Origin of the sequence: Arthrobacter sp. Cr_A7 (assembly GCF_029222765.1) — a bacterium.
Classification (GTDB): Bacteria; Actinomycetota; Actinomycetes; order Actinomycetales; family Micrococcaceae; genus Arthrobacter.
Map to the genome: position 1 here is coordinate 1 of NZ_JARHXQ010000291.1, position 14665 is coordinate 14665.

General features: G+C 61.2%; 13 protein-coding genes. 5 read left to right on the forward strand and 8 right to left on the reverse strand.

The window, feature by feature from the left end; translation table 11 throughout:
• Window positions 1-22 precede the first annotated feature (22 nt).
• The 6 genes from P2Q66_RS17075 to P2Q66_RS17100 are packed head-to-tail and all read right to left on the reverse strand — an operon-like array spanning window position 23 to window position 4934.
• Window positions 23-910: a glycine betaine ABC transporter substrate-binding protein gene (locus P2Q66_RS17075; RefSeq protein WP_275730045.1), complete on the reverse strand. Its 888-nt coding sequence runs from the start codon at window positions 908-910 to the stop codon at window positions 23-25.
• Between the two features lie 26 nt (window positions 911-936).
• The gene (locus P2Q66_RS17080; protein WP_275730046.1) at window positions 937-1854 is read right to left on the reverse strand and encodes an ABC transporter permease subunit; all 918 of its coding nucleotides are present in this window, start codon (window positions 1852-1854) and stop codon (window positions 937-939) included.
• A complete protein-coding gene (locus P2Q66_RS17085) occupies window positions 1851-2921 on the reverse strand; it encodes a betaine/proline/choline family ABC transporter ATP-binding protein (RefSeq protein WP_345795647.1) in 1071 nt (356 codons plus the stop codon). Before P2Q66_RS17085 ends, P2Q66_RS17080 begins: the two co-directional genes overlap by 4 nt.
• A 47-nt stretch (window positions 2922-2968) precedes the next feature.
• Window positions 2969-3541 carry a flavin reductase family protein gene (locus P2Q66_RS17090; protein WP_275730048.1) on the reverse strand — a complete coding sequence of 191 codons (573 nt, stop codon included), beginning with the start codon at window positions 3539-3541 and terminating at the stop codon, window positions 2969-2971.
• Window positions 3538-4791 carry an NtaA/DmoA family FMN-dependent monooxygenase gene (locus P2Q66_RS17095; RefSeq protein WP_345795648.1) on the reverse strand — a complete coding sequence of 418 codons (1254 nt, stop codon included), beginning with the start codon at window positions 4789-4791 and terminating at the stop codon, window positions 3538-3540. Before P2Q66_RS17095 ends, P2Q66_RS17090 begins: the two co-directional genes overlap by 4 nt.
• Window positions 4716-4934, reverse strand: a complete 219-nt coding sequence (locus P2Q66_RS17100) for a hypothetical protein (protein ID WP_275730051.1) — start codon at window positions 4932-4934, stop codon at window positions 4716-4718. Before P2Q66_RS17100 ends, P2Q66_RS17095 begins: the two co-directional genes overlap by 76 nt.
• A 496-nt stretch (window positions 4935-5430) precedes the next feature.
• Between P2Q66_RS17100 and P2Q66_RS17105 the strand changes: the two genes are divergently transcribed.
• The 4 genes from P2Q66_RS17105 to P2Q66_RS17120 all read left to right on the forward strand — a co-directional run bounded on the left by P2Q66_RS17105 (window position 5431) and on the right by P2Q66_RS17120 (window position 11369).
• Complete coding sequence (locus P2Q66_RS17105) at window positions 5431-6192, forward strand: SDR family oxidoreductase (RefSeq protein WP_275730052.1); 762 nt, start codon at window positions 5431-5433, stop codon at window positions 6190-6192.
• Window positions 6193-7266: 1074 nt separating this feature from the next.
• Complete coding sequence (locus P2Q66_RS17110) at window positions 7267-8538, forward strand: MFS transporter (RefSeq protein ID WP_275730054.1); 1272 nt, start codon at window positions 7267-7269, stop codon at window positions 8536-8538.
• A gap of 340 nt (window positions 8539-8878) precedes the next feature.
• Entirely contained in the window at window positions 8879-9778 is a 900-nt protein-coding gene (dapA, locus tag P2Q66_RS17115; RefSeq protein ID WP_275730056.1) for a 4-hydroxy-tetrahydrodipicolinate synthase, read from the forward strand.
• A gap of 79 nt (window positions 9779-9857) precedes the next feature.
• The gene (locus P2Q66_RS17120) at window positions 9858-11369 is read left to right on the forward strand and encodes an aldehyde dehydrogenase family protein (RefSeq protein ID WP_275730057.1); all 1512 of its coding nucleotides are present in this window, start codon (window positions 9858-9860) and stop codon (window positions 11367-11369) included.
• A gap of 89 nt (window positions 11370-11458) precedes the next feature.
• On the opposite strand, the gene P2Q66_RS17125 is transcribed toward P2Q66_RS17120, so the two are convergent.
• Window positions 11459-11632: a hypothetical protein gene (locus P2Q66_RS17125; RefSeq protein WP_275730058.1), complete on the reverse strand. Its 174-nt coding sequence runs from the start codon at window positions 11630-11632 to the stop codon at window positions 11459-11461.
• Window positions 11633-12209: 577 nt separating this feature from the next.
• On the opposite strand from P2Q66_RS17125, the gene P2Q66_RS17130 reads away from it, so the two are divergent.
• The gene (locus tag P2Q66_RS17130; protein ID WP_275730059.1) at window positions 12210-13727 is read left to right on the forward strand and encodes an MFS transporter; all 1518 of its coding nucleotides are present in this window, start codon (window positions 12210-12212) and stop codon (window positions 13725-13727) included.
• A 148-nt stretch (window positions 13728-13875) separates the two neighbouring features.
• Here P2Q66_RS17130 and P2Q66_RS17135 read toward each other — a convergent pair whose 3' ends face one another.
• A complete protein-coding gene (locus P2Q66_RS17135) occupies window positions 13876-14562 on the reverse strand; it encodes a hypothetical protein (protein ID WP_275730080.1) in 687 nt (228 codons plus the stop codon).
• Window positions 14563-14665 lie beyond the last annotated feature (103 nt).

Below are 14665 nucleotides of genomic sequence, written 5' to 3' on the forward strand. Positions count from 1 at the left end.
GTATGGGGTGGCTTGAGACGGGTTACTTCAGCCATTCGTCGGCGGCTGTCCGGTTTTCTGGAGTTTCAAGCCATTTCTGGACCCCTTCGGTGGGGTCCTTTGCTTCGCTGATGGAGAGCATCAGTGAGGCGAACTGTTCCTCTGTCAGTTGCGACTTGGACAGCCACCCGACAACGTCGGCGTGCTTCTCGGCGAACTCCTTGGAGAGTACCGGGTAGGAGCTATCAGGTTTCGGCCACCCCTGCAGGTCGTCCTCAAGGCTTTTGATTGGCATGGAAGCAAAGGCCCAGTGCGGCTCCCAAAGTGCCACGACTACGGGTTTGTTGCTGTTGACTCCGTTTTCAAGGGCGGCCAGGGCAGCGGGGGTGCTGCCTTCCACGATCTTTAGCTTGTTCTGGGCGGAGTATTTGGCCATGACGTCGGGGAGCAGTTTCATCAGTCCGGAGCCGGCTTCGATCCCGATAATTTTCGATTCGTATTTTTCCGCATTTTGAGCCACTTCGCTGATGCTGTTTTCGCTCACGGATTCTGGAACTGCCAACACGAGCCGGTTGTTTTCAAAGAAGGAGTCCTCGAGGACGACAAGGTCGTCTTTGTACTTATCGACGTAGGTTGCGTGTGTTGACGGAAGCCAAGCGTTGAGATATCCATCGAGGTCTCCGCGGGCAATCCCAGAGAATCCAGCTGCCAGGTCAACGTTCGTGGTTTCGACGTTGTAGCCCTTCTCTTCCAGGAGTACAGACCAAAGAGCGTTGATGGCGACAGTGTCATCGTAGCCGGGAACATTGGCGAACGTCAGGGTCTTGTCGCTGTCACCTCCTGCTGCTCCTCCTGGGGCGACTCCGGAGCAGGCGCTGACGCTGACGACGATGGCAGCGGCGGCAAGGGTGGTTTTGAGCAGGTTTTTCAAGGTTGTCTCCTAGTGAGGATGTGGGGTTATTGAACTGCTGGGGTTGCATCGGCACTGATGCGGGGGGTGGCGGCTGTGGTGGCTGCACGTTCTTTCCGGAGGCGGCTGCTCTTGCGCAGCACGCCGGCGAGGGAGCTTGCCCCACCGGTGACGCGGTCCAGGTATACGGCGAGGATGACGACGGCGAGGCCGCCTTCGAAGCCGCGGGCTGTGTCGAGCTGGGCGACGCCTTGGACAACAACTCCGCCGAGTCCGCCTGCGCCAACCAAGCCGGCGACGACGACCATGGACAGGGCGAGCATGATGACCTGGTTGACGCCGACCATGATGGACGGGAAGGCCAGGGGGAGCTGGACGTCTCGCAGGATCAAGCTCTTCTTGGCGCCGAAGGCCTGGGCCGCTTCGAGGAGTTCGTGGTCCAGTTGGCGGATGCCGAGCTCGGTCAGTCGGACTGCAGGGGGGATGGAGAACACGATGGTGGCTGCGATGCCGGGTACGGTTCCGACCCCGAAGAAGAATACGGCCGGGATGAGGTAGACGAAGACGGGCATGGCCTGCATGAGGTCCAGGATGGGCCGCATGACTGCGCTGACCGGGGAGCTCAGGGCGGCCCAGATCCCCAGCGGGATGCCGATCAGGAGAGCGGCAGCGACCGATACGAGCACGATGGACAGGCTTGTCATCGTTTCAAGCCACAATCCCATGGAGAGGATGAGCAGGAAGGCCACGGCGGAGAAGATCGTGATTCCGGCGCTGCGGGTCATAAAGGCAGCCAGGCCGGTGAGCAGGGCGATGATAACCAGCGGGTGCAGGGCTACCAGTCCGAACTCGACGCCGCCGACAATCTGGCTGGTCAGCCAGGCGACGCCGTCGAAGAACCAACCGAGGTTCGCGAGGAACCAATTGATGAGGGATTCAAACCACCCTCCGACATCAAGATTCATTTGACAGACTCCTTCGGGGAGAGTGCGGCGAAGACTTTGTTCGCGGTGAGTTGACCGATGACCAGGCCTTGTTCGTCAGTGATATGGAGGCGGTCGCAACCGGCGGCGAACACCGGGAGCAGATCGGCGATGATTGTGGCGCCGTTGACGTGTTCCACCCGTGATGAACCGTTGGTGGTGGCGCTGACGGGCCGGACGCCTGTGCGGCAGCCGTCTTCATGGTCGGCGCCGGCGAGCGGCTCGGCGAGCATCCCGGCGTGCAGGACTTTGCTGCGGTTCACCTCCGCGACGAATTTTTCGATGTAGGGATCGGCGGGGGTTTCCAGGAGGTCCAGGGCGGTCCCGCGCTGGATCTGCCGGCCTTCCTTCATCACCATGATCTGGTCGCCGAGGTACATTGCCTCGTCCAGGTCGTGGGTGACGAACACGATGGTCTTTTTGAAGTTGCGCTGCAGTTCGATCAGGAGCTGCTGCATGTCCTGGCGGATCAGGGGGTCGAGGGCACTGAAAGGCTCGTCCATCAGGAGGATTTCCGCGTCGGTGGCCAGTGCGCGGGCGAGGCCGACGCGCTGCCGCATGCCGCCGCTGAGCTGGTCGGGCATGGCGTGCGTCCGGTCACCGAGACCGACGAGCCTCAGGGCTTCGGTGGCTTTCGCTTCACGTGACTGTTTGTCGACGCCGCGCACTTTCAGGCCGAATGCCACGTTGTCCAGCAACGACTGGTGGGGGAACAGGCCGAAATGTTGGAAGACCATGTTGATGGTCTCGTTCCTGAAGGACCGGAGTCCGGCCGGGTCGAGCGCTCCGACGTCTTTCCCATCGATGACGATCGAGCCTTCGGTGGTGTCGATGAGCCGGTTCAGCATCCGGATGATTGTGGATTTTCCGGAACCCGACAGGCCCATGATGACGAAGATTTCGCCTCGCTTGACCTCAAAGGAGACGTCGTTGACGGCTTTGAAGCCGGCGTGCTGCGGGGACTTCCTTCGCAGCACGGACGTACTCTTGGCCGGATAAAAGATCTTGGTGAGGTGCTCCACCTTGATGAAGGGGACTTCGGAATTCATAGTTTCCTTGCGATGTTCGTGTGTCGGTGCCTCGAGGTGCATGGCGTTCACGGTTTGCTCCTGACTTCGTTGTCTGGGCTGGAGATGTTTATGGCTTGGGAATGTGCGGCCGATGGTGTGGGCCACTGGTTGTAGTCTCCGAACTTTCCACCCCGGAACAGGAGGGCGTCGCCGGCGCCGGCCTCCATGGCCTTTACGGCTCCGACGATCATGAAGTGGTCACCGGCCACCACTTCGGAGAGCACCTGGCAATCTATCCAGGCCGTCGAGCCCAGAATCCGGGGGGTACCCAGGACGCTTCCCTCGTAGTCAATGCCCTGGAACTTGTCCTCACCCTTTCGGGACAGTGCCTTGCAGACACCGAGCTGTTCCGTGGAGAGGATGTTGGCAGTGAATCGTCCCAGGGACCGAAGGGCGGGCCAGGTGCTGGAGGACTTATCCACACAGAAGGTGACCAGTGGGGGCTCCAGGGACAGCGACTGGAAGGTTCCGACGACGAATCCCAGGGGTTTACCGCCGTCGGTTAGGCCTGTGATCGCGACGACCCCTGTGGGAAGGAGGCCGAAAACCTGGCGGTAGACACCCGGGGTGATGGTCGCGGGCACGGTTACTGCGGTCATGATTGGTCTCCCGAGAGCGATTTGGCGGTGAAGGAATCGCGGTAGACAGCTCCTGGGTGGTCGGCAGCAAGGCGCGCCTGCCCTGAGCCGAAAAGGTTTTCACGCAATGTGGACCCCTCATAAGCGGTGCGCATGGCACCCCGTCGTTGAAGTTCGGGGACGACGTACTCGGTGAAGTCCTTGATGTCCTGGTACTTGACGGCGTGGGCGACGTTGAAACCATCGATTCCGGTTTCTTCCATCCATGACGTGAGCTCCTCGGCCACCGTCTCTGGTCCGCCGACAACCACCGGGGCTGTTCCTCCAATCCCGATGTACTCCGCGATGTCACGCGGCGTCCATTCCTTCTGCGGATCCATCTTTGAGAAGATGTCCACCATCGTCTGGCCTGCGTTGGTTTTGACGTGGCGCAGGGGAACGTCCGGGTCAAAGGTGGACATGTCCAACCCGCTCCACCCGCTGTAACGCGCCATGGCGCCTTCGTAGGAGACCAGCTTGCGGTACTCCTCGTACTTGGCCTGCGCTTCGGCATCGGTGGGGGCGCTGATGACAGTGATCATCTGCAGTACTGCGATGTGGGCAGGGTTTCGTCCTGCTCCAACGGCCTGCTGGCGCAAGGCGTCGACCTGTTTCTTGAGCCCCGGCTTTGAGGTGGCGTTCATGAAGACCGCTTCCGCAGTGGCTGCAGCCAGGGCAACACCGCGGCTGGAGCCGCCCGCCTGGAAGATCACCGGGGTGCGCTGGGATGATGGTTCGCAGAGAAATATGCCGGGCACGGTGAAGTGCTTGCCGGAGTGTTCTATGGGGTGGACCCTCTCAGGGTCGATATAGGTGGAGGAATCCGCGTCCATCACGGCTGAGCGTTCTTCCCATGACGCTTCCCAAAGTTTGAGGGCTACCTCAATGAATTCCTCGGCCACCTCGTACCGGTCGTCATGGGCGCGCTGGGCTCCCGTGCCGAGGTTCCTCGCGGCACTGTCCGCGTAGGAGGTCACGACGTTCCATCCAATCCGCCCCTCGGTGAGGTGGTCCAGGGTCGCGAACTTCCGGGCCAGCGAGTAGGGGTGGTCGTATGCAGTAGTGGACGTGACGCCGAACCCCAGGTGCTTCGTAGCTGCAGCCATGGCGGGAATAGCGAAGGCGGGATCATTGGCTGGGATCTGGGCCGCATCTTTCAGCGCAGCGTCCACGTTGCCGCGGTAGACATCGTGGTAGCCGACGTGTCGGCAAAGAAAATGCCGTCGAAGCACGCCTGTTCCAGCATGCGCGCATAGTCAATCCAGTACTGAACCGACTTGTACTGGCTGCCACGATCCTGAGGATGCCTCCACAGCCCGGCCGAAAGGTGGGCCGGGCCGGTGAAATCGAAAGCGAAGAGTCTCATCTGAGTCATAACGACGACTTTCTTTGCGTTCATAAACTGAACAGATTGATTAAGGACTGAACAGAACAATAGAGTGGTCGAGGTCACATCGTCAATAGGCGGTGGCGACTATGTCGCAAGGCCAAGGATCAGGAGGCAAAGAGATGGCGTGGCAATCGTGCAAGGGGGAGCTGGTACATGGGGCTGTGGTTGTCCTTGCGGGCTATGCTGCCTTTTCCCTCGGGTGGATTGGCGATGGACGGATCTTTCAGTTGTGCAACCTGGGTGGGTCGGCAGCCCTTCTGGTGAACGGCAGTTATCACGGTGCGTGGCCTTCAGTGGCCTTGAACCTCGCGTGGGGAGCGATTGCTGCCGTAGCGTTGATTCGCTTCCACCGAGCTTCCGGCAGAAGAGCGCACGGCTCGGCCCACGACAGGGCAGCCTGCCCTGTCGAATCAACGGTCTGCCCGGAACCCTCCCATCAGGGGAAGGGCATGATGTGAAAGCAGCCACGTTGAAAGGAAGCATGATGCAACTCGAAGGCAAGATCGCCATGGTCACAGGCGGGGGACAGGGGATCGGCCGCGGCATCGTGGACCGCTACCTTGAAGAAGGTGCCAGGGTAGCGATCGTCCAGCGGCGCCCCCTCGAATCTGCGCTGCAGGGACACCCGCGGGTTTTCGGCGTTCAGGCTGATCTGAGTCTGGCGTCGGCGCCGGCGGACGCCGTGGAGAGCGCCGTCGCCCATTTCGGCGGCATCGATATCCTCGTCAATAATGCCGGCATCATGTTTGAGCGAAGTGTTCCCGCGATCCGCCCGGAGGAGTGGGATCTGATGATGGCACTCAACCTCAGGGCACCTCTTTTCCTGGCGCAGGCAGCATTGCCCCACATGCGCCGTCGCGGCGGAGGGAGCATCATCAACATCGGCTCCATCGAGGGGCTGGCGGCCAACCCGGGGCACGCTGCATACTGCGCGACGAAAGCCGGTCTCCACGGGATGACCCGCGCCATGGCTGTGGACCTCGGAGAGGACAACATCCGCTGCAATGCGATTGCCCCCGGATGGATCGACTCCGAACTCAGTGAAACCTACTTGACCACCCTTCCCGATCCCGTTGCCGCACGCGGCGCCCTCAACCGGTTGCACCCCTTGGGTCGGACAGGTCGTCCGGAAGATGTTGGGGACCTGGCCGTCTATTTGGCAGGTGACCGGTCCAGCTTTTTGACGGGTGAAGTTATAGTGCTGGACGGGGGCCGCACAGCGAAGCTCCCTCTGCCGTCCTGACGCAGGTTTCCACCGATACGTGGAGCAAGAACGGTTAACCGCACGACTTCATTGTGGTCCACGCACTGTTGGTACCGGAGCCCCCCGCGTTGCGAAACGGAGGGCTCCGGGGTCTATTGGACGTCAGTCAGTCTCAGGGCCTGTGCAAAAGAAGCAATCGCCCGAGTCATCTACGACGTGACAGCTTCTTTCGATTAACACGGATCCGTCCGTACGGACGCTATTCACCGGACTTGGGGGTGACGGCGTTCCGCTTCCAGATCGGGAACGGACGCTCCTGCAGGAGCCGCTTCCGCTTCCTGGAGGTAGAGGCCTCCCCATGGCTCACAGGTCATACCGGCAGAACCCGAGCACTGCAGCGGCTTATTCGAAGGGCGCACCGCTGTTCCTGCTAGGCGCCGACGGTCGTGACGGCCGAGTGACAGTGACAAAACGCTCTGGGCGATAGTCATGGTGGCTTCCTCTCTGAAGCAATCCATAAGGCAGTAAGTAGAGGCTTATCAATGTGTCGCGCTCGATATTTTTGAACGCGTCGTTCAGTGATTGAACGATAATTCGATTATGCCAGTCGTCACATCTCAGCGCAAGGTGCACGTTCCAGCGGTCTCTTCATATTTGCGCGGGGCTTGACCTCGGGTGTGATTGCTGTCATATTTTTGATCAGAGCGTTCGTTTAGTGAACGCTGCGATGGTCTGCTTCAGCCGCTGGGAACTTATCAGTGGGTGATGCATGAGAGTCCGGCAGGGGAGCACACTAAAGAAACTAGGGTGTGGGCCCGTGCTGGCGAGCGGGCGGCCGTGGCTAACCGAATAGAACAACTTCAAAGTCGCATTGAGCGGGTTATGCGCCGGGAATTCCGTGCACATGGATGTGCACGGCGCCTGAGTGCTCATGGCACGCCCAGTGCCTTCATTGACCAGGGAGTCAAAGCATGCTCCAGATGCAACCTTTCAGTCCCGCGAATGAGGCGGAACCCATGTCATGCACGCCAAGTGAGGGAATGTCCAATGTCCACGATTAATAATTCAACTACCCATCGTGGTGATGCCTCGGCGGCAGGCAAGCGACGCTTTATGATCAGGATGGTCACTGTCCTGATCGGTGGCATGTTCCTCGATGGCTATGTTCTGGGCATACTCGGGCCGGTAACCGGGGTTATGGCTGAGGACCTGCAGCTCACGGTGCTGTGGCAGGGTCTGATAGCGGCGGCCGCGCTGATCGGCATTCTGGTCGGATCACCTCTGGGTGGCTGGGCCGCGGACAAGTGGGGCCGAAAGTCGATCTTCATGTTCGATATTGGTCTGTTTGCGGTTGCGTCCGGCATGCAGTTTTTCATTGACTCGCCAGTGTGGCTGGTCGTGGTGCGGCTGATGATGGGTGTTGCGATCGGCGCTGAATACGCCGTTGGATGGCCTCTGATGAGCGAGTTCTCTCCCACCCACCTGCGCGGCCGCCTGATGGCCTCAATGCAGATTGCCTGGTACGCCGGATTCATGCTCGCATTCCTGATCGGCCACCTGCTCAACGAGTACACGGACTTGAGCTGGCACTTCATCCTGGGTACGAGCACGTTCATCGCGGTTGCCCTGTTCCTCGGCCGCCTCGGCATGCCGGAGTCGCCGCGCTGGCTGTGGAGTGTAGGCCGCAAGGATGAGGCCCGGACCCTGGCGGGCAAATACCTGCCGGATGATGCGCTTGACGACGTGCAGCACGAGGACGTCCGCAAGGGCAGCTTCGGGATGCTGTTCTCGAAGCAGTACTGGCGGTCCACCCTGTTCATCTCCGGATTCTGGTTTTGCGCGGTGACGCCGTACTTTGCCATTGCCACGTTCGCCGACAGCGTGCTCAATCAGTACGGCCTCGCCGGCGGTCTCGCCGGTGGAGTCGGACTCTCCGCGGTCGCTTTGGCGGGGGTCGTCGTCGCTTTCCTGCTGATCGATAAGGCAGGCCGTCGCGTGCTGACGGTCCCGCCCCAGTGGCTGTGCGCCGTCGTCCTTGGAATTATCGGTATTTGGGCTGGCGCGCCCGCCGCCGTTGTACTGATCCTGTTCCTGATCTTTTCGTTCTTCAACGCGATGTACACCTCCTTGACGGGCGTCTACCCGAGTGAGGTGCTTCCAACCGAAATCCGAGGACTGGGAACGGGTTTCGCCGCGGCTGTCAGCCGTGTTGGAGCCGGCATCGGCATCTTCCTGCTGCCGATGTCGATGGAAAGCCTCGGGTCCGGCCCCACCATGCTCATTGCAGCCGGCGTCGCCCTTGCCGGTGCCGGGCTGTCCCAGTGGCTGGCCCCTGAAACCAAGGGCAAGACCCTGACCGAGGCAGCGGCAGGCTACACGCACTAGCGGTGCCGAATTAACCACGTGTGGCCCCTGCTGGACGACAACTTCACTCAGCAGGGGCCATCGCCGCAGTATGTGGCAGACGGTGCGGTCGACGGCTGTACTTTTCGGCCTTGTTTCGCCGATATTTCCGGGATGTACCAGTTTGAGGCGGACGCCTACTTATTTGAAAAAACGCTTGCCCGGCCTGTTTTACTCGGCAATACTTGATCGTGACGTTCAGTAGATGAACATTCGGTACTTCTTCCGGTGGTTTCCTTCCACGCCTCCACCGACGTCGGGAAACCACCCGCAGCTTTCTTGATCGATCATTCCGTTCCACCATCAGCAGACAGGAAAAACCATGTCTCCACAGCTTCACGGTGTACTCACCGCCCTCGCCACCCCGTTCACAGCCGACGGCGAAATCGACGCAGCACGTCTTCGTCTCCTTGTGGACCGTTCCGTTGATGGGGGAGTGGATGGGGTGGTGGCTTGTGGTTCCACCGGTGAGTTCGCCGCATTGAGCACCCAGGAACGTCGGTTGGTTGTGGAGACCGTAGTCGAGCATGCTGGCCGACGGGTGCCCGTTGTGGCGCAAACCGGGGCGACCAGCACGGCGGAGGCCATCCGCCTGTCCCGCCACGCGCAGGAATGCGGGGCCGACGTTCTCATGGTGGTCGCCCCATACTATGAGCAGCTCACGCTGGGGGAGACCGCCCGGTATTTCAGGACTGTGGCTGAATCGGTGGAACTGCCGGTAATGCTTTACAACTACCCGGCGGCCACAGGAGTCAATCTCGACCCGGAAACGGTGGGTACTCTGGCCCGCGATGTTGAGAACATCCGATACATCAAGGACTCCAGTGGCGATATGCATCAAGCGGCGCAGCTGATCCACGAGCTGGGGGAAGACATCACCGCCATCATCGGCGCGGACACGCTGGTTCTGGCCGCCCTGACGGAAGGGGCAACTGCGGTGATGGCCGGTACCGCCAACCTGTTGCCGCGCGAGATCGTTGCAGTCCACCGTGCCGTCGCAGCCGGCGATTTCGCGGCGGCCCGAGCCGAATGGAACCGCATCTACCCCCTGATTAATGCCATCTCCTCCGCACCCTACGTGCCTGCGGTCAAGGCCGCACTCGGAATACTTGGTCTTCCCATTGGTGCTCCGCGGCGGCCCACCGCAGATCTCGACGCTGCGCTACTGACCCGGATCGAGAAGCTCATCGCCGAACTGCAGCTCGAGGCGGCCAACGCCTAGACCGCGGATACGCCCTGCAGCCAACACTCATCGACCAAGCAAACGCCCTCAAACATCCCACCAACAATCAGGAGTGACAATGACAACCACGGCAGTAACTGCTCCCGGCACCGTTCGACGCAGCACGGACACGGCCCCCATTTTCGGCATCGATGCGCTGCCGCCGGGCCAGCATTTCATCAACGGTGAGTTCCGGCTTGGAACCACCGACGAAAAACAGGCCGTGATAGACCCCTGTACTGAAACCACTATCTGTGAGGTCGCCCAGGGCACCGCCGCCGACGCGGATGCCGCCGTCCTCGCAGCCATGCAGGCGAAGGAAGCGTGGGGCCGGACCTTACCCAAGAAACGGGCAGAGATCCTGCTTGCGATTGCAAACCGCCTGGAGGAGAACGCAGATCTGCTGGCGCGGCTGGAGTCGCTGAACACTGGCAAGCCCCTGATGGTTTCGGAGGACGATGTAGCCTCCTCCATTGACTCATTCCGCTTCATGGCAGGCGCTGCCCGGGCCACAACCTCCCTTGCCGCCGGCGAATACGCCGAGGACCACCTGTCCGTGATTCTCCGCGAACCGCTCGGAGTGGTTGGAGTAGTCACGCCATGGAACTACCCCCTGCTGATGGCTGTCTGGAAAATTGCCCCCATCCTGGCCGCAGGCAACACGATTGTCCTCAAACCCTCCGAACAGACCCCGCTCACCACTTTGAAGTTTGCCGAGCTGACCGCAGACCTGCTGCCGGCAGGCGTGCTCAACATTGTCACCGGGCTGGGCCCGGTCATCGGTGAACGCCTTGCCGGACACCCCGACGTGGACATGATCGCACTGACGGGCTCCGTGAACAGCGGACGTGCCGTCGCCCGGACCGCAGCGGAAACCGTCAAACGCGTCCACCTGGAACTCGGCGGCAAGGCACCGGTGGTCGTTTTCGCAGACGCAGACCTGGCAGCAGCCGCTGAGTCCCTCCGCGCGGCAGGGTACTGGAACTCAGGACAGGAGTGCGGCGCCGGATGCCGCGTCCTCGTCCACGAATCGGTCGCAGAACAGTTCTCCCAGCTTTTGGTCGAACAGGTGCGTACCCTCGTCGTCGGTGAACCCACCGCCGGTGCAGACGTCGAAATCGGCCCGATGATCTCGAAAGCCCATTTCGACCGCGTCCTCGGACACCTCGAACGGGCAAAGGCAGCCGGGGCGAAGGCAGCCCTCGGCGGAGGCGCACTGGAAGGGAAAGGCTACTTTGTCGCCCCCACCGTCTTGGTCGATGTCCCTGAAGGCGCCGCCTGCACGCTGGAAGAAATCTTCGGACCCGTCGTCACCATCGAAACATTCTCCACCGAGGACGAGGCCGTCAGCCGTGCCAATCAGGTGCCCTACGGGCTCGCAGCCTCAGTCTGGACTCTCAACCCCCAGCTCGGCCACGCCATGGCCTCCAGGCTCGAGGCCGGCACCGTTTGGGTCAACTCACACCTGGTGCTCGCGAACGAAATGCCATGGAGCGGATTCAAAAGCTCCGGGTACGGACGGGACCTGTCAGCCTACGCATTGGACGACTACTCCCGCACCAAGCACGTGATGCACAACAAGGCCCGATAACAGCCAGCTCCCCGTCGCAGCCAACCGGATGTCCTCCCCCGGGAGGACATCCGGCTAACAGCGGCGGTCAATCCACGGCATGGGACTGGTCAGAATGCCGCTACGAGGGTGGCGAACCGGGCCAGGAAGAGCTCTTCACTGTCGCGGGGAACAAAGAGGGCCGGCCCGGGAGTGCCTTGGGCCTCGTCGTGAGTCATTCGCTGCCCGTCCGGCGCCTCATACGGTTCACTGTCCCAGTACACGAGACGGTGGAGGCCGACCATATTGAACTCTTCAATGCATGACGAGCAGATAGGCAAATCGCGGATGTGTGCGTGACCAGGATTGGTCCAACAAACGTCGCAGTAGATCGATTCTTTAAGCATGTTGGTTCCTAACTCGTGGTTGACGCATGCCGTAAACGTGGGGGTTGGCGACCAGAAGCGGGGCAAGGGATGCGCCGAGGCGTGGCGGTGTCAGAAAGGAACTGCCGACCTGCGGGATGGCTTTGTGCTGGGGCGAACAGGTGCATCGTCGCCGTTTGATGCGACCGTCCTTGCTTGAAGTCCTGTCCTCAATCTTGCCAGTCCCGCGACTCCCGTCGGGTACGGGAACCCTGTGAGATTCGCCATCAGAGGGCGCCGTGAAATAAGCCCGGACGGTTTCAGAACTTGACGGTGTGTCCTGCGCCACCCTATCCTTGGTGTTCAATAACTAGATGCGTCGTTCATTTAGTGAACGTAGTCAGCGCATTCGCAGCCACGATATGTGCCGGCCTTGCACTGCCAGCCGCAGGCACTGGTCGCGTAGAACGTCCATGTGGTCACCAGCTGCGTTTCCCATCACGACAGAAAGACAACGATGTCCCAATATCCGAAAACCCAACGTGCAGCACTGACGGGGACTACCCGCCGCCTGCAGGCTGACGACTGCATCGTCGTCGACAAAGGCGAACTCCGCAAAGCCCAGGTGGGGGCCGGCGTCGGGAACTTCATCGAGTGGTACGACATAGGTATTTACGGATACCTGGCGGTCACCATGACCTCTGTGTTCACCGAGGGTATGGACGAGAGGATGGGACTACTCGTCACGCTTCTGGGCTTCGCCGTCTCCTTTGTGGTGCGGCCCCTCGGCGGAATGATCCTGGGCCCGCTGGGTGACAGGATCGGACGCCGCAAGGTGCTCTTCTTCACAATGGCCCTCATGGCCGCAGGCACTACCCTCATCGGCTTGCTCCCCACGGCCGGGCAGGTGGGGCTTTGGGTCATCATCCCTCTCTACCTGCTGAAAATGCTGCAGGGCTTCTCCACCGGAGGCGAGTATTCCGGAGCGGCGACGTACATCGCTGAATTTTCCCCTGACCGCAGCCGCGGCTTCATGACCTCCCTCCTGAACTCCGGGTCAATGCTGGGCTTCGCAGCCGGTGCCGGTGTCGTGGCCGCAACGACCGCCATCACGACTTCGCTGTGGGGCGACGATGCGATGCGCGAAGGCGGGTGGCGCATTCCCTTCCTGATCGCACTGCCCCTGGGCATTCTGGCCATTTCGCTGCGCCGCCGTATCCCGGAATCACCCAGCTTTGAAGTTGCCCACGAGAAATCCGAACGTGGAGACATCAGCCCGATGTTCGTAAGGCATAACCTGCCGAACATCCTGAAGCACTATTGGCCCCAGATTTTGATCGGTTGCGCACTTGTCGCCGCCGACGGCACTTCGGCTTACATGCTCACAAGCTACATGCCCACCTACCTGGAAACAGAGGTCGGGGCAAACTCTGTGCACACCGCAATTGCCGCCGTGGTGGTGCTTGTGCTGCTGGCTGTCATGATTCCGCTAGTGGCCCGCCTGTCGGACCGGATTGGGCGTCGCCCCATCTACGCAGTGGCTACGATCGGCAACCTTGTCCTGCTGCTGCCGGCGTTCTCCCTGATGCAGGTAGGGACGCTGTGGTCACTGTACCTGGCACTGTTCCTTGTATCGCTGCCCAGCGCCTGCTTCCTCGCACTGACCGGTGCAGTAATGTCCGAACTGTTCCCCACAGCCTCGCGCTTTGGCTGTGTAGGCGTAACGCACAACCTCTCCATATCCATCTTTGGCGGCACTACGCCGCTGGTGAGCCAAATCCTCGTGGAGGTCACCGGCAACTCTTACGCACCGGCGTTCTACATCATGTTCTTCTCCGTCGTCGCCCTCTTCGCGCTACTGAAGATGCGTGAGACTGCGTCCCGGCCGCTCCTCGGTTCGGTCCCGGTGGTGTCAAACCGCGGCGAAGCCGTGGCACTGGTGGAGGGACAGGACACCGATGAGCGCATCGACACTGCAACGATGCTGCTCACCCCAGCCCGCCCCTCCCAGGAGCGGGTGGACGCTGCTCACTGACTCTCTTCCCCAGTCCTTGCCTTTGGCAGTCCCGCATTCCAGGACAATCCTCGAGCAAATGGGCGTTTCCCTCATCTAACGAGCCTTCAGAGCGAACGCCGATAACGGATATTCCGTCAAACCTAAATTGGTTGATAGAGGAGAGTCACTAACCGGCGGCGGGTTTGGTCTCGATGTAGTTGATGACCAGGAACTCTCCCGCCGGGACCAGTTCCACGTACCAGCGGGTCGGCTTGTCCAGGTCCTCCCAATTGCCCTGGCCGGCCACTGCGGGGCGGTAGACGGCATCGAACTTCAGGAACGTTCCGCTGTCTGTGGCGCTCGAATCCATCTCCTGCAACAGTTCGAACGTCCCCCGCCCGCTGCCCTCCGGCTCGGCAGAGCGGACCGCTGCCAGGTTCTGCTGGTTCATCACCTTTACAGAGGTGAAGTATTGCTGCCAGGCCACGTCGCTGTGCGTGGTGAACAGGGTGGCCGAGTAGGCCTCCGTGTTCCGTGCGGCGAGCCGCTCAACACAGCTCTCTGGGACGGCCGTGCCTGGACTCCAGGCGGCGATCAGTTCGGAACCGGCGTTGAACCAGCCGCTGTAAGCGTTCAGGACACTGCCGATCGTCTCGCGCGGGGTGCCCAGGGGGATCCGGACCGGCGTTAGGTCGTTCTGGCCGACGAAGGGGCACTCCGGCGGAAGCGCCGACATAGGCGTGGCTGGAGCGATATCCGGCAGAGGCGGCGGCGACGGGAACAGGCTGCAGCCGCTGATGCCGGGCAGCAGCACAAGTGCGGCAGCCGCCGTCGTGATTTTTCTGCCGAGCTCATGCCTGACTGGAACTTTCATTACTTCTCCCCCAATAACGCCACCCTCACCCGGCGACGCTGACCATCCTACCGGGCGGTAGATATGCGCAGGGCCAAGCTCAGGCCTCTCCCCCGCCCATTTT